Here is a 22,323-nt window from a genome sequence, read left to right on the forward strand (position 1 = left end):
TTGAGGCGGGTGGAACACCCGTCGCCGCGGAAAGTGCAACAAACAAACTGAGGCGGGAGCGGCGATCCGGTGCGACCGGATCAAACGCTGCGGCAGCGGCCGTAAGGCGGAAGGCAAACGGTGTGGCGGCTGCGGCGATGGTTCCGGCGCGACGCGGACGGGCGAGCGGGCTTATCCCCGCCGGCTGGGGAGAAGCTGTGGATAAGCGCGGGAAAAGCGATCGGCGCCCACGCGCCTCTCCCGTTCGGCTCGGCTTGCCCGTTTTTCGGGCAGCGGCTAGGGGCGGACGATGACCCCGGAATTCGGCTCCCCCCGTACCGCGCCCCGGACCGCGATCGTCACCGGCGGCGCGCGCCGCATCGGCGGCGCCATCGTGCGGGCGCTGGCCGAGGACGGCTGGCACGTGCTGATCCACTGCCGGCGATCCGAGCATGAGGCAGAGGCGCTGGCCGCCGAGCTTCCCGCCGCGCGGGTGATCGAGGCCGAACTCGCCGATCCGGGCGCCGCCGAAGCGATCCTGGCGGCTGCCGCCGGCATGCCGCCGCCGGGGCTGCTGGTGAACAATGCGAGCGCGTTCGAGGCCGATTCCTTCGGCGATCTGGATGCCGCGCGGTGGGACATGCACATGGCGGTGAACCTGCGCGCGCCGGCACTGCTGACCCAGGCCTTTGCGGCGGCCGTGCCGGCGGGGGCGGCGGGCCTCGTCGTCAATCTGCTCGATGCCAAGCTGGCGTCGCCGAACACCGATTTCTTCAGCTACACCGTCGCCAAGATGGGCCTCGCCGGCGTGACCGAGCTGGCCGCCCGCGCGCTGGCCGGCCGCGGCATCCGCGTGTGCGCGGTAGCGCCCGCCGTCACGCTCGTCTCCGGCCCGCAGAGCGAGAGCAATTTCGCCGCCGTCCACGCGCTGAACCCGCTGGGCCGCGGCGTGGAGATCGCCGATATCGTGCGCGCGCTGCGCTTCATCGTGGCCTCGCCGGTGCTGACCGGGCAGACGATCACGCTCGATGCCGGCCAACGCTTCCTCGCGCTGCCGCGCGACGTCCAGTTCCTGACGATTCCCGAGAAGGCAGACCGATGACCACGCCAAGCGAAACCCCGCCGCTGGACGGCATGGTGCCGGATCGGCTCCGCCCGGCCACCCACCGCATCTTCCTGACCGACTTCGACCTGCCGGTGGATATCGGCTTCCACGATTTCGAGGTCGGCCGGCCGCAGCGGCTGCTCGTTTCGGTGGAGGTGTGGGTGGACGATCACGCCTTCGCCTCTGAAGACACGGCGGCGGCGGCGTGGAACTATGATTTCCTGCGGACGGAGATCGGACGCATGGTGCAGGGCCGCCGCTTCAACCTGCAGGAGACGCTGGTGCGCGAGATCTACGCGCTGATCGCGGCGCGCGCCGGCGTGGTGCGGCTGCGCGTCTCCGCCCGCAAGCCGGACGTCTATCCGGACTGCGCCGCCGTGGGCGTGGAGATAGCGTCCTTCTAGGCCCTGCCGCTCAGCCGGCCGCATAGTTGCGCGCGCAGGCGCCGAGGGCGGTGACCACGAACGCATAATCCTCCCGCGCGGCATCGGCGTCGGCGGGCGACAGCTCGGCGGTGGCGCTGTCCGGTAGGGTGCCGGGCAGGAAGCAGGCGAGGCGATACCAGAGCAGGGTGTCGCGCGCGGGCGGCCCGGCCGCCTCGTCCACGATCTCGCCGAGCGCCACCGCCCAGCGCGGCTGCTCCCCGGGGCGGCGCAGCACGTTGAGCGAGATCGGCCGATTGTCTCGCGTCTTCAGGAATATCTGCGTCTCGCTCTCGCCGGGCAGGGCGCCGGGCACGTGGAAGGCGTTGCCGATGCCGGTGACGCGCGGCGGCGCATCGGCGGCGGTGAGGCCGGTGAGGATGGCGCGCAGCCGCTGGTCCAGCTCCGGCGTCCAGGCGAACTGGGCGTAGGGGGCGGCGAGGCGGAGCTCGCCCGGACGCGCGCCGGCCGTGGTCGCCAGCAGCAGCAGCCGCGCCTTCTTCGGCAGCTTCGGCACGCGCCCGCGCGCATCGAGCGGCAGATCGACCAGCCAGCTGACCTGGCCCGGCAGCCCCTGCGCGCCGCGCACCAGCGACTGCACCGCCGCCTCCACGTAGAAGCGCACGCGGCCGGGCGCCACGCCCGCCGCCTGATCGCCCTTGATGCGGGTCGCGCGCGTCACCAGCACGTCCGCCACCACCGGCGACGCGGCGGCAAGATCGGTGAGGTCGGCGTAGGTGAAGGGCGGGGCGGCGGCCGGCGGCGGCACCGGCGCGGCCGCGAGCGCCGGCGGCGCCATCAGCGCCGCGAGGCTCGGCAGGAACAGGCGATGGCGCATGGGAGGGCTCCGTTGGCCGGAAGGGAAGGGGGAGGCGGCGACCGCGTCAACCTAGCTCTTGGCATGGGGTAAACGCCTTATTCAAGTCGCTGACAAAGCAATTGCGTCCTCCGGGGGCTCGCGATAGAAACTGGCCTCGACCCGCTGAAACCATAGCAAAACGGGTCGCACGGATTTTTAGCTGATGACCCGCCAGTCATCGAAATCTAGGGCTTGCGGAACGGAGGGAGTGTCTTCCTGAATGTCATACGCTGATCAACCTGCGATGAGCACCCGCAAGATGGTGTCGATAGGGCTCGTCGTCCTGTTGCACGCTCTGCTGGGCTACGCGTTCATCACGGGCCTTGCGTACAACGTGATCAAGAAGGTCGCGACGGATACCAAGGTCTTCGACGTGGCGGAGGAGCCGCCACCCCCCGAGGAGAAGCCGCCACCCCCGCCGCCTGAGACGAAGGTGGAGCCGCCGCCCATGGTGGCCCCGCCGCCGATCGTCAGCGCGCCGACGGTGAGCACGCCGACCATCGTGACGGTGCCGCAGGCGCCGGCCGCCCCGGTCATCACGCCCACGGCGCCCCCCGCGCCGCCGCCGCCGCCGAAGCCCGCCCTTCAGGCGCGTGCCCAGGAGCGTGGCAACAGTTCCAGCTGGGTGACGACCGAGGATTATCCGTCCCGCGCGTTGCGTGAGGGTACGGAGGGCGTCTCCGGCGTCGCATGGGATGTCGATGCGACCGGCAAGGTGGTGAACTGCCACGTGACCGCGTCGAGCGGCTCTCCCGAGCTTGACGACGCCGCCTGCAAGAACATCACGCGTCGCGGCCGTTACAAGCCGGCGCTTGACTCGGCGGGCACCGCGATCGCGTCCAGCGGCTTCAGCCGCCGGGTACGCTGGCAGATCCCGAAGGAATGATCCCGGAGGCCGGCGCTGCCGCAAGGTGGCCCGGCCTTCTTCTCACCGCACCGATTAAGAAGAGGACTTCCCCCAAATGGCTACCCCCGCAGCACCGGCCGGCGACAACCCGTATGGCCTGATGGCCGCTCTCGAGCAGGGCGGCACCATCGCCTGGACCGTGTTCATCATCCTGGTGATCATGTCCGCGGCGTCCTGGTACATCATGTTCACCAAGCTGATCGAGCAGCAGAAGATCCTCAACCAGGCCAAGCGCGCGCGCACCCAGTTCTGGGGTACGCCGACCCTCAAGGAGGGCGCCGCCAAGCTCGAGAAGAACTCGGCCTACCGCCAGATCGTCGACGACGGCCTGCGCGCCCAGGACGAGCACACCAAGCTGCTCGACCCGGTCGACCAGCATGACTGGCTGCTGACCTCGCTGAACCGCAGCCAGGGCCTGGTGAACTCCCGCCTCGGCAACGGCCTGGCCGTGCTCGCCACGGTCGGCTCGACCTCGCCGTTCGTCGGCCTGTTCGGCACCGTGATCGGCATCTACCGCGCGCTCATCAAGATCGGTTCGGCCGGTCAGGCGTCGATCGACGCCGTCGCCGGCCCGGTCGGCGAGGCGCTGATCATGACCGCGCTCGGCCTGGCCGTGGCGGTGCCCGCGGTGCTCGGCTACAACTGGCTGATCCGCCGCAACAAGGTGGTGGCCGAGCAGCTGGCCGCCTTCTCGAACGACCTGCACGGCTACATGGTCTCGGGCGGCGCGCTGAAGCCGGTCGTCGCCGGCCGCGCGCCGGCTCCGGCGCTGAAGACCGGCTCGGCCGCCATCGCGCCGAACCCGAAGCCCTAAGCCATGACGGCCGGGGGGGCGGCGCTGCGCCGCCCCCCCGGCATCATCGACCCGGCCCGGGCTGGCCATCCAAGCCGCAGACCGGACCGCCAAGTCGCAGACCGTACTGGTTTCAGCGCACAGATAGGATCTTACCCCATGGCAATGAGTGCGGGACCGGGAGAAGACGGCGCACCGATGTCGGACATCAACACGACGCCGCTCGTCGACGTCATGTTGGTGCTCCTCATCATCTTCCTGATCACGGTGCCCGTCGTCATCCAGACGGTCCCGATGGAAATTCCGAAGGTCGCGTTCGAGCCGACCACGACCAAGCCCGAGAACGTCTCGCTCTCGATCAAGGCGAGCCCGAGCGGCGAGTGCGAGGTCTACTGGGGCCTGACGCGGGTGAACGCGCAGGAACTGCTGGATCGCGCGGTGGCCAAGCTGCGGCTGGAGATCGACAAGCAGGGTGGCCCGACGGCCGCCGGCATCGAGCTGCCCGAGGCACATATCCGCGGCGACGTGAAGACGCCCTATCGCTGCATCGGCGGCGCGGTGTTCACGATGCAGCGCGCCGGCTTCGCCCGCGTGGGCTTCATTTCGGAACCGCCGGCCGGCTATCGTACCGAGCGTCTGTGATCGACTGCGTCGCCTGGCGCGGCCATCGTCCGACGCGATCTGTTTGAGGAGTAATCATCATGGCAATGGCAGCGAGCACCACCGAAGGTGAGCCGATGATGGACATCAACACGACGCCGTTGATCGACGTCATGCTGGTGCTCCTGATCATGTTCATCATCACCATCCCGGTGCAGACCCACGCGGTGAAGCTGGATCTGCCGGTGAACGACCAGAACAACACCACGCCGCCGCCGATCGATCCGGTGAAGAACAAGGTCACGATCGATCCGGCCGGCACCGTCTTCTGGAACGGCACGCCCGTCCAGCTGACGACGCTGAAGCAGTATCTCGACCTCACCCAGTCGATGAACCCCGTGCCGGAGCTGCATCTGCAGCCTGATCCGCAGGCGCGCTACGACGTGGTGGACAATGTCCTCGCCGTTACCAAGCGTGCGCAGGTCGAGAAGATGGGCTTCATCGGCAACGAGGCCTACGGCAACTTCTGATCGCTTCGGTCGGATGTTGAACGGCGCCGGCAGCGATGCCGGCGCCGTTCGCGTGTCAGGCGGTGCCTGTAGCGAGGCCTGTATCGGGCGTCGTTCGTTTCTCGGGCGCCGTTCGCGTATCGGAGATCGCTTAATCACAGGCGCACTCCGGCCTGCGCGGTGTGATCGGAGCGGCGTTCGCGCCTCACCCGCGATTGTCATAGCAGCGATCGGATCCGGCAGCACGAAACGGTGGCTCATCCGCGCCGAGGTGCGACCGCTCTCAGCCCCGAACGAAGCGCATCGTCGTCGCGAGGGGGGGCGCGGCCGGGTTCAGGCCGTGCCGCAGGGGGCGGGCGACGCCGCCGTCGCGCGGCGGCAGACCGAGCGCGCGGCGGAGCAGGTAGGCGAGGTAGATGCGGTCGCCCAGCAGGCGCCGGTGCGGCATGGTGGCGATGGGCCGGGTCATCGGCTCATAGTTGATCATCCCGTTCGAGAGCATGATCGTCCAGCTGTCTGCGGGGAACAGGGCGTCGTGCCGATCGTCGTCGCGCTCGGCGAGCAGCGCGATCATGTCCTGCCAAGGTAGCGGCATGATCGCGGCGGTAGGCAGAAGCAAGGCGTGGCCGCCATGGGCGGCGATGGCCGCCTCCATCTGCACGGAGGCGAGATCCAGCCAGCGGAACGGCGCCCCCTGCCGGATGCGGGCGGCGACACGGGCGTAATGATCGCGCGCCACCCGGTCGCCCATGCGGGCGGCCATGAAGTTGCAGCTCATATAACCCTGCGGCTCGCGATAGCCGACGAAGCCGTGCACCGCCGCCATGTCCAGCAGCGGGCCGAGCGGACGCAGCAGGATGCAGTCCACATCGAGGTAGAGGCCGCCGTGAAAGGTCAGCAGATAGGCGCGGACATAATCGGAGAGGTGGTTGAGCGAGAGGCCGTCGATCGGCAGGTCGCGGTCGTGGCGGCGCAGACGCTCGAAACCGGCGCGATCCAGCAGTACCGCGTCCGGGTGGTGGCGGCGGATCGTCTCGATGCACAGATCGATGAACGGGGGGCGCGGCCCTTCCCAGAACAGCCAGATCGTGCGGTCGGTCATCGGCGGCGGGCACCAGCGGAGCGGGTGATCTGCCTAGCCATTCCCGCCGCCTTTGTCACCGTCGGCGCGCGCGGCGCCGCACACGGGCATCGCATTGACAGGAGGAGCGGACGCGTCCGTAAATGAAGCCGGTCGCGACTCCAGTGGAGGCAGCCATGCAACGCTCGATCTTCGTCGATCTCGCCAAGTTCCGCATCGACATCTTCGAATATGACGCGGTGGTGCGCACCATCACCAACTTCGCGATCGGGCGGCAGGGGCACAGGACACCCATGTTCGAGGACGGGTCGATTTCACCGACCAAGCGCTGTCGCGATTATGTAAGCCATAGTTACCCGAAACCGCATGGCGGCGCGAAGATGCCGTTCGCTCTGTTCTTCAAGCAGGACGAGGCCTGCGCGTTCCACGAGGGCAGCGCCGCGGTGCCGTCGCACGGGTGCATCCACCTTGAGCCGCCTGATGCGCGATGGCTGTTCGCATGGGCCGGCTCCGCTCCGATCGGGCTGACGATCCGCGGGCCGTATCCAGCCTCTTCGGTGCCGCCGCAGAGGCTCTACCGCTTCGGCGCGGGGAACATGCTGGTCGCGGTCGTCCGCCAGATCCAGCAGGCGCTGGCCGCAGCCGGCCTCGATCCCGGCCAGATCGACGGCGAGTTCCGCGACAAGACGGACGAGGCGGTCCGCGCCTTCCAGGCGCGGCACGGGCTGGTCGAGGACGGCATCGTCGGCCGCGATACGGCGACGGCGCTCGGCATCGCCTGGTAGTCCGCCGGTCCGGCGCGGGTGTGCGCCCGCGACGGACCGGCATGCCCTCAGCGGCTGCCCGTCTTGCGGACGGCGCCGGCGTGGCGGCCTACGCTGCCGCGGCGGCGCGGCGCATAGGTGCGCTCGCCGGGTGCGGCGCGATCGCCCGCGCCGCGATGGCCGCCACGGTCGTCAGGCCGGCGGGCGGGGCGCTCGTCGGAAGCGGCGGGCTTGGGCAGCTTGGCCTTTTCCGCGAGGAAATTGTCCGGCAGCGGCACCACGGCCAGCTTCACTCGAGTCAGCTTCTCGATGCCGCGCAGATACGCCTTCTCGTCGTCAGCCACGAAGGCGATGGCGATGCCGCTGGCGCCGGCGCGCGCGGTGCGGCCGATGCGGTGGACATATTGCTCGGCCACGTTCGGCAGTTCGAAGTTGAACACGTGGCTCACGCCGCCGATGTCGATGCCGCGCGCGGCGATGTCGGTGGCGACGAGGATCTTGATCTCGCCCGTGCGGAACATGCCGAGCGCCCGCTCGCGCTGCGGCTGGCTCTTGTTGCCGTGGATCGCCATCGCGGCGATGCCGGCGGCGTTCAGATGCTTCACGATCCGATCCGCGCCATGCTTGGTGCGGGAGAAGATCAGCGCCCGGTCGATCGGCTCGGACCGCAGCTTCATCGTCAGCAGCGCCTGCTTCTCGCCGGCATTGCAGAAGGTGACGAACTGCTCGACGCGCTCCGCCGTGGTCGATTGCGGCGCGACCGAGACCTTGACCGGATCGCTGAGGAAGCGATCGCCGAGGTCCGCGATCGTCTTGGGCATGGTGGCGGAGAAGAACAGGCTCTGGCGCTTCTTCGGCAGCATCGTATCGATCCGCTTCAGCGCGTGGATGAAGCCCAGGTCGAGCATCTGGTCCGCCTCGTCGAGCACGAAGATCTCGACATATTTGAGGCTGAGCGCGCGCTGGTCGATCAGGTCGAGCAGGCGGCCGGGCGTCGCGACGAGGATGTCCACGCCGCCCGCCAGTTGACGGATCTGCTTGCCGATCGGCACGCCGCCGAACACCGTCGCCACCGACAGGCGCAGGAACTTGCCATATTCGGTGAACGACTGGGCGATCTGGCTCGCCAGTTCCCGCGTGGGCGAGAGCACCAGCATCCGACAGCCGCCAGGCGGCCGGTGCTTGAGGTTGTTCGCGAGATAATCGAGCGAGGGCAGCGCGAAGGCGGCGGTCTTGCCGGTGCCGGTCTGGGCGATGCCGCACAGATCGCGGCCTTCCAGCAGCGGCGGGATTGCCTGCACCTGGATCGGCGTCGGCACGTCATAGCCCTTTGCGGCAAGCGCGCGCTGGAGCGGCTCGGACAAGCCGAGGTCGGTGAATCTGGTCATGAAAGATCTTTCGCAAATCTGCGCAGCGCCGCCCCGGAAAAGGATGTCGGCGCAAGCGGGTTCGTAAGTGACGACCCGCGTGAAAGGGGAAGCCCTGGGCTGGTTGCGTCCGAGGGGCAGAGCCGGCCCGCCATGTGGAGGCGACGGGAGATCACGCTGCTCAGGTCCGGATGGAGCGATATCGCACCACCGACGCGTGGGTCAGATAGCGCGCTTGCGCCGCCAGGGCAAGGCCCCGTCCAGCATGCCGGCGATGCCGCGGCGCGGCGCGGCGGGCGTGGTGCGGAGGAGGAAGCCGGTCAGCGGCGCATCCCGCGCGATCGTCTGTCCCAGTGGCACCTCCTCGCTTTCGAACCCGTCGGCGAAGCGCGCCTTGTAGACGATGTCGTGAGACGCCGTGTTTTTCGCCGCACGGCCGCCGCGATCGATATGGATGCCGAACAGCGGGCGACTCTGACCGCAGGTGCCGCAGAACTGCTCGGTGACGCAGGGCGCCGTGGCGCTGCCGTCGGCGTAGAGGCCGTGGTAGCGCAAGTCTCCGCTGGTGCCATGTTGCGGCACGATGGCGAAGCCCTCGATCCACCCGCCGCCGGCCCAGTCGCCCGGCGTGGTCCAGGCCGTGCCGGTGCCGCCCAGATGGGTATAGCTGTCATAAGCCAGGTCCAGTTCGGCGACCTGCGTGCGCGTGCCGTCCCCGAACATGCACACATATTCGGCCAGCAGCCGGGCGGTGTAGCAGAGCAGGCTGAGGCGGGAGAGATGGCGCCGCGCGAAGGCCTTGGATTGCACGGCGATGTCGGCGAACAGCGCCTCGTGGCGATCCTGATTGTCGATCAGGTCCAGTATGTCCTCGTCCCGCGCGACCGGCACATAGTGCCGCCACGGCACCAGCCCACGGAAATAATGGAGCTGATAGGGCGAGGCATATTTCAGCAGAACGGAATTGCTGTTGAGCGACAGGTAGACGCGCGAGCAGGTGGCGCCGTTGCCGTCGACGGAGATCAGGAAGCGATGCTCATACTGGCCATGCCAGTCGAGCGGGCTGCCCTTCACATCCAGCGCCTCGACCATCGCCACCGTCTCGGGCGAATCGCACTGGACGATCTGCGGCAGGTGGAACGTGATCCGCGGGTGATCGCGAAAACGCACCGCCGCGCGCAGGCGGGGCGTGCGCAGTTCGCGCACATGCTCGGCCGTCAGATAGTCGCCCGTGGTCGAGCCGACGAAGATGGCCGACCGCTGCTTCGCGGCGAACGGGCGGCCGTCGAAATATTTCGCCCGCTCGTCCGAGTAGAAGAGATGTTGCGGGAAATCGATGTCGGGCAGCAGGATGTAACGGGAGCCGAGCTTCTGCTGGTAGCAGAATAGCGGCAGATCGGTCTTGCCCGGAAAGGCATCGTGCATGGAGACGGCGAAGGTCGCCGATCCGCCCACGCCGAAGAAGCGGACGGCATCGCGGAACATGCGCAGATATTGATGCGCGCGTATGTCCAGGCCCAGGCTGGAGACGTGGCGCGTGGCGTCGGTCTCGGCGCGGGGCAGCATGGCGACGTCGCCGTCGGCGACGCGGAAGAGAAAGACGGATGCGTCCTGAAGGCTGAGCTCGCCAAGCTCCGCCTCTATCTGATCGCGATCCCGGCTGAAGCCCCGCCATGCGGCGAACTCGGCCTCCACCCATTCCTTCATCGGCTGCCCTTCCGCTCGGCGCTCCCTTGGCCGCCTTGGCCGGGGCGTGTCAACAATCCGCCCCATGGGCGCGGCGATGCGGGCCTTGCGCTCGGCGCGCGCGCGCGCCACATGCATCTCATGCTGATCGAGACAGAAACGACGCCCAATCCGGCGACCCTGAAGTTCCTTCCCGGCCAGCCGGTGATGAGCGGCGGCACGCGCGATTTCGCCGATCCGGAGGAGGCGGCGCTCTCCCCGCTGGCATCGGCGCTGTTCAGCCTGGGCGACGTGACGGGCGTGTTCTTCGGGTCCGACTTCGTCTCGGTCACGGTCGCGCCGGGGGCGGATTGGCGCGATGCCAAGCCGCAGGTGCTCGGCGTGCTGCTCGATCATTTCGCCAGCGGCGCGCCGCTGTTCGCGGGCGGCAGCGCGGCGGGGATCGCCATCGACGACGACTTTTCCGACGATCCGGCGGATGCCGACATCGTCGACCAGATCAAGGATCTGATCGAGACGCGGGTGCGCCCGGCGGTGGCGCGCGACGGCGGCGATATCGTCTACCGTGGCTTTGACAAGGGCACCGTTTATCTGGCGATGCACGGCGCCTGCTCCGGCTGCCCGTCCTCCTCCGCCACGCTGAAGCAGGGTATCGAGACGCTGCTGAAGCATTATGTGCCCGAGGTGACGGAGGTTCGCGCGGCCTGATCGCCGCCGGTAACGGGCCACGAGGATCGACGTGGGGGAATGTGCGATGGCCGCAGACATGGAAACCGCATCCGCCGACCCCGCACCGGCGGACGGCGTGCTGACCGACGCGGCGCTGGACCGCATCTTCCGGGCGGCGCGATCCTATAACGGCTATCTCGATCGCCCGGTGCCGGAGGCGCAGCTGCGGGCGATATGGGATCTGATGAAGTGGGGGCCGACATCGGCCAACATGATGCCGGCGCGGATCATCTGGTGCACCACGCCCGACAGCAAGGCGCGGCTGGCGAAACTGTCTTCCGGCACGAACGGGCCGAAGATCCTGGCGGCGCCGGTCACGGCGATCGTGGCGATGGACATGGCCTTCTACGACATGCTGCCCAAGACCTTCCCGCACGCCGATGCGCGCAGCTGGTTCATGGCGGCGGACGGCACGCTCGACGCGGCGATGGTGGAGGATGCGGCTTTCCGCAACAGCAGCCTGCAGGGCGCGTACTTCGTCATCGCGGCACGCGCGCTGGGGCTGGATACCGGGCCGATGTCCGGCATCGACAAGGCGGCGATCGACGCGGAGTTCCTGGGCGGCACCGGCTGGCGGACGAACTTCGTCGCGACCCTCGGCCACGGCGATCCGGCGACGATCTTCGGGCGGCTGCCACGGCTCGAGTTCGACGAGGCGAACCGGATCGTCTGAGGCGTCGTGGACCTCGTGATCGATACCGCGACGGCGGCATGCTCCGTCGCCCTGCTGCATGACGGCACGATCCTGGCCGAGCGGCACGAGATCGTCGGGCGCGGCCACGCCGAGCGGCTGGTGCCGCAGATCGCCGAGCTGCTGGCCGAACAGCCGATGCCCTGCGCCGCCATCCGCGTGGATTGCGGCCCCGGCAGCTTCACCGGCGTGCGGGTGGGGCTGGCGGCGGCGCGTGCGCTGGGGCTGGGCTGGGGCGTGCCGGTGCACGGTTACGGCGCGATGGCGGTGATCGCGGCGGCCGCCTTCGCCGAGGATGAGGCGTCGGACGGCCTGTGCGTGGCGCTGACCGGCGGCCACGGCGAGATCTTCGTCCGGCGCTTCGCGGCGCATCCGTTCCGCGCGACGGGCGACCTCATGTCGCTGGCGCCGGAAGCGGCGGGGGCGATGATCGCGGACCGGATCGTCGTCGGGTCGGGCGCCGCCGCCCTCGTCGGCGCGCGCGGTGCGGGCCAGGCGCGGGACCGGCTGCCGCGCGCGGCGGACGCCCGCCTGCTGCCGCCCGAGTGGACGACGCTGACGCCGAGCCCCGTCTACGGCCGCCCGCCCGACGCCCGCCCGCAGGTGGCGGCGTGAGCGATCCGCTGACGATCGAGACGGCCGCCGCCGGCGACATTGCGGCGGTGATGACGGTGATGACGGAGGCGTTCGATCCGGCGTTCGGCGAGGCGTGGAACGCGAACCAGTGTCTCGGCATCCTCGGCCTGCCCGGCGTGTGGATGCTGCTGGCGCGGCGCGCGGCCGAGCCGCTGGGCTTCGCGCTCGCCCGCATCGTGATGGACGAGGCGGAGCTGCTGCTACTGGGCGTGCGCCCGGCCCATCGCCGCCACGGCGTCGGCTCGAAACTGCTGGAGCGGGTGACGGCGGAGGCCGAAGCGCGCGGCGCGGCGCGCCTGCACCTGGAGGTGCGCGACGGCAATCCGGCACTAGAACTCTATCGCGCGCGGGGGTTCAGTCAGACGGGCTGCCGGCCGGATTATTATCGCGGCGCGGACGGCAAGTCGTTCGACGCGCTGAGCCTGACCACCGTCGTCAAAAAATAGACAGTTGCGCCCATTTGTAACTAAAAGCTTGATAAACCAAAATGGACCGAACATGATCCTTTATGGCGCTATCAACAGATCGCGCCATAAAATGACGATCAAGGGTTCGCCACCATGAATGAAGCATCCGAAGGCCCCGAAAACCTCATCGCGCTGACCGCCGATATTGTCTCGGCGCATGTCAGCAACAATCGCGTTCCCGTCACGGATCTGCCGTCGCTGATCCAGAACGTGCACGAGGCCCTCAACAGCCTGAACGAGGATGCCGTGGCGCCCGCCGCCAAGCAGGAACCGGCCGTGTCGATCCGCGCATCGGTGAAGCCGGAATATATCGTCTGCCTGGAAGATGGCAAGAAACTGAAGATGCTGAAGCGCCACCTGATGACGCACTACCAGATGACGCCGGAGCAATATCGCCAGAAGTGGCACCTGCCGGCCGACTACCCCATGGTGGCGCCGAACTATGCCGAGCAGCGCCGTGCGCTCGCCAAGCGGATCGGCCTCGGCACGCAGCCGCGCCGCCACTGAGCGGAGGCGCCGGAGGGCGGCAGGCGCCGGCGCCTCCTCGACGGAATTGCGTGACGGACCCCTTTTTCCGGACGGCGAAAGCCACTAGGTCTAGCGGCGTAGCGCATCGCGCCTCGCTATCTGAACAAGGGACACCATGCCGCGCAAGATCGACGTCGAGGCGCTGTGCGCCGAAAAGGGCCTGCGCATCACGGAGCAGCGCCGCGTGATCGCGCGCGTGCTGTCCGACGCGGAGGATCATCCCGACGTGGAGGCCCTGCACGCCCGCGCGTCGGCGATCGACACGGGCATCTCGATCGCCACGGTGTATCGCACGGTGCGTCTGTTCGAGGAGGCGGGCATCCTGGAACGCCATGATTTCGGCGACGGGCGCGCGCGCTACGAGGCGGCGGCCGAGACCCATCACGATCATCTGATCGACGTCGAGACCGGGCGCGTGATCGAGTTCGTCGATCCGGAGCTGGAGGAGCTGCAGCGCCGCATCGCCGCGAAGCTGGGCTTCCGCCTCGTCGATCACCGGATGGAACTGTACGGGGTATCGATCGATCGGCCTCACTGACGCGCTGCGGCTGGGGCTGCGCGCGGCGCGCGTGGCGGCGGCCTTCGTCGGCAACCTGCCGGGCCATCTCGTCGCGCGGCGGCGGCCGGCGGCATCGCCGCATATCCGGCATTTCCTGACGGCGGCGGGCCGCGCCTTCGGCCTGCGGGTGACGATCGCCGGCACGCCGCTGCCGCGGGACGTGCTGTTCGTGGCCAACCACGTCTCCTGGCTCGACATTCTCGCGCTGGGCGGGGCGACCGGCACCGCCTTCGTCTCCAAGGACGATGTCGCCGGCTGGCCGCTGGTCGGCTGGATGGCGCGGGAGGCGGGCACGATCTTCATCCGCCGCCAGCGCCACGCCGTGCGCGGGCAGGCGGACGAGCTGGGTCGCGCGCTGGCGGCCGGCCGCGCGGTGGCGCTGTTCCCGGAAGGGACGACCGGGCGCGGCGACGCGCTGCTGCCGTTCCGCGCTGCGCTGCTGGCGGCGGTGGCGGATGCGCCGGCGGGGGTGCGCGTGCAGCCGGTGGCGATCGACTATGGCGCGGCCGCGCGCGATATCGCCTGGACGAACAACGAGGGCACGATCGGCAATGTGCGGCGGGTGGGCGGGCGGGCCGACCGCCTGCGCGTAACCCTGCGCTTTCTGCCACCGATCGATCCCGCCGGCATGGACCGCAAGGCGATCGCGGCGGCGGCGCGCGAGGCGATCGGGCGGGCGCTTTCGGAGAGCGGCACGATCGCCTATGAGGCGGCGCCATGACGCGCACCCCACCCAAGAGCTTCCACATCAAGTCGTTCGGCTGCCAGATGAACGCCTATGACGGCGCCCGCATGGCCGAGCTGCTGGAGACGCAGGGGCTGGCGGCGGCCGACCGCGCCGAGGCCGCCGATCTGGTCGTGCTCAACACCTGCCACATCCGCGAGAAGGCGGCCGAGAAGGTCTATTCCGATATCGGCCGGCTGAAGCGGGCGGACGGCAGCCGCCCGATGATCGCGGTGGCCGGCTGCGTTGCACAGGCCGAGGGCGAGGAGATCACCCGCCGCGCCAAGTCTGTCGACATCGTCGTCGGCCCGCAGGCCTATCACAATCTGCCGGCGCTGGTGGCGGAGGCGACGCGCGGAGGGCGAGCCCTCGACACCGACATGCCGGTCGTGTCCAAGTTCGAGAGCCTCCCGCGCAGGCGGGCGCAGGGGCCGAGCGCCTTCCTGACGGTGCAGGAGGGGTGCGACAAATTCTGCACCTACTGCGTCGTGCCCTATACGCGCGGCGCCGAGGTGTCGCGGCCGTGGCGCGCGGTGATGGACGAGGCGCGGGCGCTGGCGGATGCCGGCGCGTGCGAGATCAGCCTGCTGGGCCAGAACGTGAATGCGTGGCGGGGCGAGGACGAGGCAGGGCGGCCGCAGGGGCTGGACGGCCTGATCCGCGCGATCGACCGGATCCCCGGCGTGCGCCGCATCCGCTACACCACCAGCCACCCGAACGACATGACCGACGGGCTGATCGCCGCCCATGCCGAGGTGGCGGGGCTGATGCCCTTCCTCCATCTGCCGGTGCAGGCGGGCAGCGACCGCATCCTGAAGGCGATGAACCGCAGCCACACGACCGCGAGCTACCTGCGCGTGATCGAGCGGGTGCGGGCGGCACGGCCGGACATAGCCATATCTGGCGATTTCATCGTCGGCTTCCCCGGCGAGACGGAGGCGGATTTCGCCGCCACCCTGGCGCTGGTGGCGGAGATCGGGCACGCGCAGGCATTCAGCTTCAAATATTCGCCGCGCCCCGGCACGCCGGCCGCGACGATGGCGGATCAGGTGCCGGCGGAGGTGATGCACGCCCGGCTCCTCCGGTTGCAGGCGCTGATCGCGGCGCAGGCGCACGCCTTCAACCGCGCGAGCGAGGGGCTGGTTATGCCGGTGCTGCTGGAGCGGAACGGCAAGAAGCCGGGCCAGCGGCTCGGCAAGTCGCCCTATCTCCAGTCCGTGCTGGTCGACAGCGAGCTGCCGATCGGCAGCCTGGTGGATGTCGCGATCGTGGCGGGCGGGCCGAACAGCCTGCAGGGCATCGTGCATGCGCGTGCGGCGGCCTGATTCGCGCTGTTGCGCACCGCCCGGATATGCGGGCAGGCTGCGTATCGGGAGTCCCGCCCGTTCCGGGACCGGTGGAGCCCATCGCCTATGATTATCGGCCTTCATGTCGCGTAAGCCGGTTCCCGCGCAGGCCGGCGAGCGCGCCCGGCTGGAGATCCTGTTCGACAAGCCGCAGCTGCTGGGGCGATTGTTCGGCGAATATGATCGCAACCTCGTCGCGATCGAGAACCGCCTCGGCGTCTACATCGCCGCGCGAGGCAACAAGATCCAGATCGAAGGTATCGCCGAGCAGGCCGGCCGCGCGCGCGAGGTGCTGACCGGCCTCTACAACCGGCTGGTGCAGGGGCAGGAGCTGGATACCGGCGCGGTGGAGGCGGTGATCGCCATGTCGGCCGAGCCGGTGCTGGACGGCATCATCCGCGCCGATGTGAGCCAGCCGCCGGCAGTGATGATCCGCACCCGCAAGAAGACGATCGTGCCGCGATCGAACACCCAGATCCGCTACATGGAGGCGCTGGCGAGCGCCGACATCATCTTCGCGCTCGGCCCGGCGGGCACCGGCAAGACCTATCTGGCGGTGGCGCAGGCGGTGCAGATGCTGATCCAGGGGCAGGTGGATCGCCTGATCCTCAGCCGCCCGGCGGTGGAGGCGGGCGAGCGGCTGGGCTTCCTGCCGGGCGACATGAAGGAGAAGGTCGATCCCTATCTCCGCCCGCTCTACGACGCGCTCTACGACATGCTGCCGGCCGAGCAGGTGGAGCGGCGCATCACCAGTGGCGAGATCGAGATCGCGCCACTGGCCTTCATGCGCGGGCGCACGCTGGGCGATGCCTTCATCATCCTGGACGAGGCGCAGAACACCACGACGGCGCAGATGAAGATGTTCCTCACCCGCTTCGGCATGAACAGCCGGATGGTGGTGTGCGGCGATCCCCGGCAGGTGGATCTGCCGGGGCCGGGCGTGTCCGGCCTCGCCGATGCGGTGAACCGGCTGGAGGGCGTGGAGGGCATGGCGACGATCCGCTTCAACGCGGCGGACGTTGTGCGCCACCCCATCGTCGGCCGGATCGTGGAAGCCTATGAGGGGCCGGATGCCTGATCGCTGGATGACGGCCCTCCCGTTCGCGAGGGAGATCGGGGTGGATGAGGCCGGCATGGGGACGGGTGTCGGTGGCGCGTGCCGGCCGTGCGGGACGCTCGCTGCGCTCGCGACCCACCCCCAACCCCCTCCCTTGAAAGGGAGGGGGCGCGCGCGATGATCGTCGTCGCATCGCAGATCGAGCCGGCGTGGCCGGGCGACGTGGCGGCGTGGGAGGCGCTGGCGGCCGAGGCGGTGGTCGCCGCGGTGCGCCACACGCCCTACTGCCCGCTGATCGACGATCCGGTGGAGATCGAGGTCTCCGTGCGCTTCGCCGACGATGCGGAGGTGCGCGGGCTGAACGCCGCCTATCGCGCGAAAGACAGGCCGACCAACGTGCTGTCGTTCCCGATGGTGCAGCGCGACCTGCTCGACGGCATCGCCAATACCGACGATGGCGAGGTGCTGCTCGGCGACATCATCCTCGCTTACGGCGTGTGCGCGCGCGAAGCGGCGGAGAAGGGCGTCTCGACCGAGACCCACGCGACCCACCTCGTCGTCCACGGCACGCTCCACCTGCTCGGCTTCGATCATGAGAGCGACGCGGAGGCTGAGGGGATGGAGGCGATCGAGCGATCCGTGCTCGCCTCCCTCGGCATCGCCGACCCGTATGTCGTGGAGGAAGCCTGAGTCTCTCGACTCGGGCAGGTCGCGCCGCGTAATGTGGGCACGGGCAACAGAAACAGGGCGATATGCCGGACGACCATAGTAGCGAGGACAGCGGCGGCCGATTGTGGCGCGGCCTGAGGGGGCTGCTGTTCGGCGAGGAGAGCGAGCCGACCCTCCGCGACCAGATCGAGGAGGCGATCGAGGAGCATGAGGGGGAGGCGCCGTCGCAGGGCGACCTCTCGCCGGTCGAGCGGCAGATGCTGCGCAACCTGCTCCACTTCGGCGAGCGCACCGTGGGCGATATCGGCGTGCCGCGCGCCGACATCATCGCCGTGGAGGAGGCGACGAGCTTCCCCGATCTGGTCGCCGCCTTCGCCGATGCCGGCCACAGCCGCCTGCCGGTCTATCGCGACAGCCTGGACGGCGTGATCGGCATGATCCACGTCAAGGACGTGTTCGCCATCCTGGCCGGCGGCGGGCCGCACCCGGAGACGCTGGAGGCGTTGATCCGCCAGCCGCGCTACGTGCCCGAATCGATGGGCGTGCTGGACCTGCTGGCCGAGATGCGCGCCAGCCGCACCCATCTGGCGATCGTGCTGGACGAATATTCCGGCACCGAGGGGCTGGTGACGATCGAGGATCTGATGGAGGAGATCGTCGGCGAGATCGAGGACGAGCATGACGAGGAGGCGCTGGCGCTGCTCGTGGCGATCGACGGGGGCATGTGGGAGGCAGATGCCCGCGCCGAGCTGGAGGACGTGGCCGAGACGATCGATCCGCGGCTGGCCGAGATCGAGGAGGATGTCGATACGCTCGGCGGTCTCGCCTCGGTGCTGGCCGGCCATGTGCCGCAGATCGGCGAAGTGGTGGAACATGCCAGCGGCTGGCGACTTGAGGTGACTGACGGCGATGCCAAGCGGGTGACGCGCCTGCGCCTGCATCCGCCGGTGCCGATCGCGGCGGAACTGTCCGAGGAGTGAGGCTGCCGTGCTGAAGAAGCGCATCGTTTTCCCGCTGATCCTGCTGCTGCTGGGCGTGGCGGCAGTGGTGTTCGTGCGGTCGAGCGGCCGGGCGGCGCTGCCGGTGGAGGCGATGATGGGGCCGATCCGCCAGCTGCCGGAACCGAACCCGCCGCTGATCACCACGCTGAACGTGGCGCCGGCGATCGGCTGGAAGGCGGGCGAGCGGCCGACGGTGCCGCAGGGGCTGAAGGTGAATGCGTTCGCGGCGGGGCTGAACCACCCGCGCTGGCTGCTGCCGCTGCCCAACGGCGACGTGCTGGTGGCCGAATCGAACGCGCCGCCGAAGCCCGGCGAGAAGAAAGGCCTGTTCGCCTGGGTGCAGTCGCTGGTGATGAAGCGGGCGGGGGCGGGCGTGAAGAGCCCGAACCTGATCGTGCTGCTGCGCGACGCGAACGGCGACGGCGTGGCGGAGGCGCGCACCGTGCTGGCCCAGGGCCTCGTCTCGCCCTACGGCATGGCGCTGGTGGGCGATCAGCTCTACGTCGCGGAGGCCGACAAGCTGGTGCGCTTCGCCTTCCGGCCGGGCCAGACGACGGTGGCGAACCCGGTGAAGGTGACGGACCTGCCGGGCGGCCCGATCAACCATCACTGGACCAAGAACGTCATCGCCAGCGCCGACGGCAGCAAGCTGTACGTCACTGTCGGATCGAACTCGAACATCGGCGACAACGGCATGGCGGCGGAGGAAGGCCGCGCCGCCATCTGGGAGGTGGATGCGAAGACTGGCGGGCACCGCATCTACGCCTACGGCCTGCGCAACCCGAACGGCCTGGCCTTCGAGCCCACCTCCAAGATGCTGTGGACGGTGGTGAACGAGCGCGACGGGCTCGGCTCCGACATCGTGCCGGACTATCTGACCTCGGTGGATTTCGGCGGCTTCTACGGTTGGCCGTGGTATTATTGGGGCGGCTACATCGACAAGCGCGTCGATGGCCGTGACGACATGCAGCAGCAATATGTCGAGCGGCCGGATTATGCACTGGGCGCCCACACCGCCTCGCTCGGGCTCGCCTTCGCGTCCGGTGCCAAGCTGGGGCCGCGCTTTGCCGAGGGCGCCTTCGTCGGCCAGCACGGATCGTGGAACCGCAAGCCGAAGGCCGGCTACAAGGTGATCTTCGTGCCGTTCGCCAAGGGTCGGCCAGCCGGCAAGCCGGTGGACGTGCTGACCGGCTTCCTGAACAAGGACGAGAAGGCGCGCGGCCGCCCGGTCGGCGTGGCGATCGATCGCGCCGGCGCGCTGCTGGTGGCGGACGATGTGGGCAATGCGGTATGGCGGGTGACGGCGGGCTGAGCCCGCGCCACCTCAGGTGGCGAACAGTTGCGCGGGATCCGCAAAGGCCTTGAACTCCAGCGCGTTGCCGGAAGGGTCGCGGAAAAACATCGTCGCCTGCTCGCCCGGCAGGCCCTTGAAGCGGATGTGCGGGGCGATGCCGAAGGGGATGCCGGCGGCCTCGACCCGCGCCGCGAGCGCCTTCCACTCGGCCATCGCCAGCACCACGCCGAAGTGCGGCACCGGCACGTCATGCCCGTCCACCGCGTTCGACACGGCCACCGGCGGCGGCATCGCGGGATCGAGGTGGGCGACGATCTGGTGGCCGAACAGATCGAAATCGATCCACCCGGCCGCGCTCCGCCCCTCCGCGCAGCCGAGCACGCCGCCGTAGAAGGCGCGCGCCGCCGCCAGATCGTGGACCGGAAAGGCGAGGTGGAACGGGCGGAGAGGGGCCATGCCCCGCCTGTAGCGCCCCGCCGCCGCTGGCGGTAGCGCATGATGCGGCCGCCGCCGCGCTTGCGGATCACCGGCCCAGCGCCTAGTCGCCACCCCGACGGCAACAGCGGCCGGGGTGGAGGCGAGATGGCGCGATCCGATTTCCGTTTCCACGTGCCCAAACGCGTCCGCTATTCCGAGATCGACGCGCAGGCCGTTGTCTTCAACGCGCGCTACCTCGACTATCTCGATATCGCGATGTCGGAGTATTTCCGCACGCTGCGTGTCCCCGGCGGCAAGGACGGCCTGCACTTCCAGTTCGCCCGCACCACGCTGAACTACCGCAAGCCGATCCGCTTCGACGAGATGATCGATCTCTGCGTGCGCTGCGCAAGGATCGGCACGGCATCGATCACCCTGGCTTTCGAATATCACGGGGCCGGTGGCGAGGATCTGCGCTGCGAGGGCGAGAGCGTGATCGTCAACCTGGCCGGGATTGGCGCGGGATCGGCGCCCGTGCCGCCAGCGATCGTCGCCTTGTTCGAGGCGCATGAGGGGCGGAGCCTGCGCGCGTGATGCGGGGCCGCGCGATGCTGCCGTGGCTGGCCGGCAAGCTGCGCTGGAGCGTGCTCGGCGCCGCCGCGGCGATGGGCTTCGCGCCGCTCGATCTGTGGCCGGTCGCGCTGGCGGCGCTGGCGCTGCTGATGATCGGCATCGCCCGCGCCGAGCGGCTGCGCACCGCGCTGGCGATCGGCTGGTGGTTCGGCCTCGGCCACTTCGTGCTGGGGCTAGACTGGATCGCCGAGGCGTTCACCTTCCAGGCGGCGATGCCGGCGTGGCTGGGCGTGGTGGCGGTGGTGCTGCTCTCGCTCTATCTGGCGGTCTATCCGGCGGTGGCGGTGGGCCTGGCCTGGCGCTGGGGGCGGCAGGACCGGTTGCGGCTGGTGCTCGTCTTCGCCGCCGCCTGGATCGTGACCGAGTGGTTGCGCGCGACCCTGTTCACCGGCTTCGCGTGGAACCCGCTGGGCGTGCTGTGGGTGCCGCTGCTGCCGATCGCGGGTGCTGCGAAGTGGATCGGCACCTATGGTCTTGGCGGCCTGGCGATCCTTGCCGCCGGGTTGCCGCTGATGCTGGTGCAGCGCCGCTGGATCGCCGCCGCCGCGCTTGCCGCCGGGCTGGCGCTGGCGCCGCTGCCGCTGCTGCTGGCGCCCGGCCATGCCGATGGCGCCGGCGATCGCGTCCACATCGTCCAGCCGAACATCGTCCAGCAGGACAAGTGGGCCAAGGGGTTCGAGGCGCGTAACTTCGCCCGCCTCGTGCGCCTGACCGGCCGGCCGGAGGCGGAGCCGCGCCTGATCCTGTGGCCGGAGGCGGCGGTGCCCGACTATCTCGAGGACGAGCCCTGGGCGGCCCGGCGCATCGCCCGCCTGCTCGGCCCGCGCGACCTGCTGATGACGGGCGGCGTCGCGATCGAGTGGGACAGGGACGGCAACGCCATCGGCGCGCGCAACAGCATGTTCGTCGTCGATCCGCGGGCGCGGCTGCTGGGCCGCTACGACAAGGCGCATCTGGTGCCCTATGGCGAGTATCTGCCGATGCGGCCGATCCTCTCGGCGATCGGCCTGTCCCGCCTGGCGCCCGGCGACCTCGATTTCTGGCCGGGGCCGGGGCCGCGCAGCTTCGATCTGCCGGGCTTCGGCGTGGTCGGCGTGCAGGTGTGCTACGAGATCATCTTCTCCGGCCAGGTGATCGATCGGGCGAACCGGCCGACCTTCCTGTTCAACCCTTCGAACGATGCGTGGTTCGGCGCGTCCGGCCCGCCGCAGCATCTGGCGCAGGCGCGGCTGCGCGCGATCGAGGAGGGGATCGCCGTGGTGCGCGCCACGCCCACCGGCATCTCCGCCGTGATCGATCCGGACGGGCGGCTGCTCGCCAGCCTGGACTGGCGCACGGCGGGCGCGATCGAACTGCGGCTGCCGTCGCCGGTGCCGCCGACGCCGTTCGCGCGCGGCGGCAACATCCTGCCCTTCCTGTTCGCCGGGCTGCTGCTGATCGCGGCATTTGCGCATCGCCGGTTCGCCCGCTAAGGCACATAAGGAAAGCTTTATATCCGCC

26 protein-coding genes are annotated in these 22,323 nt (G+C 69.5%); 21 read left to right on the forward strand and 5 right to left on the reverse strand.

The genetic code is table 11. The features are described 5' to 3' along the window. Nucleotides 1-289 precede the first annotated feature (289 nt). Together GNT64_RS04610 and GNT64_RS04615 are read left to right on the forward strand one after the other, a co-directional pair. Nucleotides 290-1,081, forward strand: coding sequence for an SDR family NAD(P)-dependent oxidoreductase (locus tag GNT64_RS04610; RefSeq protein WP_156678441.1), 792 nt, complete (start codon nt 290-292; stop codon nt 1,079-1,081). Further along, on the forward strand, nt 1,078-1,488 hold the full coding sequence (locus GNT64_RS04615; protein WP_156678442.1) for a dihydroneopterin aldolase: 411 nt from the start codon (nt 1,078-1,080) through the stop codon (nt 1,486-1,488). The genes GNT64_RS04610 and GNT64_RS04615 overlap by 4 nt, the downstream gene beginning before the upstream one ends. A gap of 10 nt (nt 1,489-1,498) precedes the next feature. On the opposite strand, the gene GNT64_RS04620 is transcribed toward GNT64_RS04615, so the two are convergent. Beyond that, complete coding sequence (locus GNT64_RS04620; RefSeq protein ID WP_231639264.1) at nt 1,499-2,344, reverse strand: hypothetical protein; 846 nt, start codon at nt 2,342-2,344, stop codon at nt 1,499-1,501. A 241-nt stretch (nt 2,345-2,585) separates the two neighbouring features. Between GNT64_RS04620 and GNT64_RS04625 the strand changes: the two genes are divergently transcribed. The 4 genes from GNT64_RS04625 to GNT64_RS04640 all read left to right on the forward strand — a co-directional run bounded on the left by GNT64_RS04625 (nt 2,586) and on the right by GNT64_RS04640 (nt 5,195). After that, on the forward strand, nt 2,586-3,251 hold the full coding sequence (locus GNT64_RS04625) for an energy transducer TonB (RefSeq protein ID WP_156678443.1): 666 nt from the start codon (nt 2,586-2,588) through the stop codon (nt 3,249-3,251). Between the two features lie 76 nt (nt 3,252-3,327). Next, the gene (locus GNT64_RS04630; RefSeq protein ID WP_156678444.1) at nt 3,328-4,086 is read left to right on the forward strand and encodes a MotA/TolQ/ExbB proton channel family protein; all 759 of its coding nucleotides are present in this window, start codon (nt 3,328-3,330) and stop codon (nt 4,084-4,086) included. A gap of 138 nt (nt 4,087-4,224) precedes the next feature. Continuing rightward, nucleotides 4,225-4,707, forward strand: coding sequence for an ExbD/TolR family protein (locus tag GNT64_RS04635; protein WP_156678445.1), 483 nt, complete (start codon nt 4,225-4,227; stop codon nt 4,705-4,707). A 59-nt stretch (nt 4,708-4,766) separates the two neighbouring features. Next, nucleotides 4,767-5,195 carry an ExbD/TolR family protein gene (locus GNT64_RS04640; RefSeq protein WP_156678446.1) on the forward strand — a complete coding sequence of 143 codons (429 nt, stop codon included), beginning with the start codon at nt 4,767-4,769 and terminating at the stop codon, nt 5,193-5,195. A gap of 262 nt (nt 5,196-5,457) precedes the next feature. Here the strand turns inward: GNT64_RS04640 and GNT64_RS04645 are convergent, their stop codons facing one another. Then, on the reverse strand, nt 5,458-6,276 hold the full coding sequence (locus GNT64_RS04645) for a glycosyltransferase (RefSeq protein ID WP_156678447.1): 819 nt from the start codon (nt 6,274-6,276) through the stop codon (nt 5,458-5,460). Nucleotides 6,277-6,431: 155 nt separating this feature from the next. Between GNT64_RS04645 and GNT64_RS04650 the strand changes: the two genes are divergently transcribed. Next, nucleotides 6,432-7,040, forward strand: a complete 609-nt coding sequence (locus GNT64_RS04650; RefSeq protein WP_197277283.1) for a L,D-transpeptidase family protein — start codon at nt 6,432-6,434, stop codon at nt 7,038-7,040. Between the two features lie 47 nt (nt 7,041-7,087). Here GNT64_RS04650 and GNT64_RS04655 read toward each other — a convergent pair whose 3' ends face one another. Both GNT64_RS04655 and GNT64_RS04660 read right to left on the reverse strand, forming a co-directional pair. Next, nucleotides 7,088-8,407 carry a DEAD/DEAH box helicase gene (locus GNT64_RS04655; RefSeq protein WP_156678449.1) on the reverse strand — a complete coding sequence of 440 codons (1,320 nt, stop codon included), beginning with the start codon at nt 8,405-8,407 and terminating at the stop codon, nt 7,088-7,090. 201 nt (nt 8,408-8,608) lie between these two features. Further along, nucleotides 8,609-10,093 carry a glycosyl transferase family 90 gene (locus GNT64_RS04660; RefSeq protein ID WP_197277284.1) on the reverse strand — a complete coding sequence of 495 codons (1,485 nt, stop codon included), beginning with the start codon at nt 10,091-10,093 and terminating at the stop codon, nt 8,609-8,611. Between the two features lie 120 nt (nt 10,094-10,213). Between GNT64_RS04660 and GNT64_RS04665 the strand changes: the two genes are divergently transcribed. The 12 genes from GNT64_RS04665 (at nt 10,214) to GNT64_RS04720 (ending at nt 19,791) form a co-directional block, all read left to right on the forward strand. Then, complete coding sequence (locus GNT64_RS04665; protein WP_156678451.1) at nt 10,214-10,780, forward strand: NifU family protein; 567 nt, start codon at nt 10,214-10,216, stop codon at nt 10,778-10,780. A 58-nt stretch (nt 10,781-10,838) separates the two neighbouring features. Beyond that, the gene (locus GNT64_RS04670) at nt 10,839-11,474 is read left to right on the forward strand and encodes a malonic semialdehyde reductase (RefSeq protein ID WP_156678452.1); all 636 of its coding nucleotides are present in this window, start codon (nt 10,839-10,841) and stop codon (nt 11,472-11,474) included. A gap of 6 nt (nt 11,475-11,480) precedes the next feature. Further along, complete coding sequence (gene tsaB, locus GNT64_RS04675; RefSeq protein ID WP_156678453.1) at nt 11,481-12,107, forward strand: tRNA (adenosine(37)-N6)-threonylcarbamoyltransferase complex dimerization subunit type 1 TsaB; 627 nt, start codon at nt 11,481-11,483, stop codon at nt 12,105-12,107. Further along, the gene (locus GNT64_RS04680; protein ID WP_422396618.1) at nt 12,104-12,574 is read left to right on the forward strand and encodes a GNAT family N-acetyltransferase; all 471 of its coding nucleotides are present in this window, start codon (nt 12,104-12,106) and stop codon (nt 12,572-12,574) included. Before tsaB ends, GNT64_RS04680 begins: the two co-directional genes overlap by 4 nt. Before the next feature lie 114 nt (nt 12,575-12,688). Further along, nucleotides 12,689-13,102: a Ros/MucR family transcriptional regulator gene (locus GNT64_RS04685; RefSeq protein ID WP_156678454.1), complete on the forward strand. Its 414-nt coding sequence runs from the start codon at nt 12,689-12,691 to the stop codon at nt 13,100-13,102. Nucleotides 13,103-13,238: 136 nt separating this feature from the next. Beyond that, a complete protein-coding gene (locus tag GNT64_RS04690; RefSeq protein WP_156678455.1) occupies nt 13,239-13,661 on the forward strand; it encodes a Fur family transcriptional regulator in 423 nt (140 codons plus the stop codon). Nucleotides 13,662-13,692: 31 nt separating this feature from the next. Beyond that, nucleotides 13,693-14,403 carry a lysophospholipid acyltransferase family protein gene (locus GNT64_RS04695; RefSeq protein WP_231639266.1) on the forward strand — a complete coding sequence of 237 codons (711 nt, stop codon included), beginning with the start codon at nt 13,693-13,695 and terminating at the stop codon, nt 14,401-14,403. Continuing rightward, nucleotides 14,400-15,731 (forward strand): tRNA (N6-isopentenyl adenosine(37)-C2)-methylthiotransferase MiaB, encoded by a 1,332-nt coding sequence (gene miaB, locus GNT64_RS04700; RefSeq protein WP_156678457.1) that lies wholly within the window; start codon nt 14,400-14,402, stop codon nt 15,729-15,731. Before GNT64_RS04695 ends, miaB begins: the two co-directional genes overlap by 4 nt. Nucleotides 15,732-15,834: 103 nt before the next feature. Further along, nucleotides 15,835-16,830 (forward strand): PhoH family protein, encoded by a 996-nt coding sequence (locus tag GNT64_RS04705; protein WP_156678458.1) that lies wholly within the window; start codon nt 15,835-15,837, stop codon nt 16,828-16,830. A 156-nt stretch (nt 16,831-16,986) separates the two neighbouring features. Next, nucleotides 16,987-17,499, forward strand: coding sequence for an rRNA maturation RNase YbeY (gene ybeY, locus GNT64_RS04710; protein WP_156678459.1), 513 nt, complete (start codon nt 16,987-16,989; stop codon nt 17,497-17,499). A 62-nt stretch (nt 17,500-17,561) separates the two neighbouring features. Continuing rightward, nucleotides 17,562-18,458, forward strand: a complete 897-nt coding sequence (locus tag GNT64_RS04715; RefSeq protein ID WP_156678460.1) for a hemolysin family protein — start codon at nt 17,562-17,564, stop codon at nt 18,456-18,458. Between the two features lie 10 nt (nt 18,459-18,468). Then, on the forward strand, nt 18,469-19,791 hold the full coding sequence (locus GNT64_RS04720; protein ID WP_197277380.1) for a PQQ-dependent sugar dehydrogenase: 1,323 nt from the start codon (nt 18,469-18,471) through the stop codon (nt 19,789-19,791). Nucleotides 19,792-19,803: 12 nt separating this feature from the next. Here the strand turns inward: GNT64_RS04720 and GNT64_RS04725 are convergent, their stop codons facing one another. Beyond that, nucleotides 19,804-20,229, reverse strand: a complete 426-nt coding sequence (locus GNT64_RS04725; RefSeq protein ID WP_156678462.1) for a VOC family protein — start codon at nt 20,227-20,229, stop codon at nt 19,804-19,806. A 39-nt stretch (nt 20,230-20,268) separates the two neighbouring features. Between GNT64_RS04725 and GNT64_RS04730 the strand changes: the two genes are divergently transcribed. Both GNT64_RS04730 and lnt read left to right on the forward strand, forming a co-directional pair. Next, on the forward strand, nt 20,269-20,784 hold the full coding sequence (locus GNT64_RS04730) for an acyl-CoA thioesterase (RefSeq protein WP_231639268.1): 516 nt from the start codon (nt 20,269-20,271) through the stop codon (nt 20,782-20,784). After that, entirely contained in the window at nt 20,784-22,295 is a 1,512-nt protein-coding gene (lnt, locus tag GNT64_RS04735) for an apolipoprotein N-acyltransferase (protein ID WP_156681429.1), read from the forward strand. Before GNT64_RS04730 ends, lnt begins: the two co-directional genes overlap by 1 nt. Nucleotides 22,296-22,323: the final 28 nt, after the last annotated feature.

This window comes from Sphingomonas profundi (assembly GCF_009739515.1).
GTDB classification, from domain to species: Bacteria; Pseudomonadota; Alphaproteobacteria; order Sphingomonadales; family Sphingomonadaceae; genus Alterirhizorhabdus; species Alterirhizorhabdus profundi.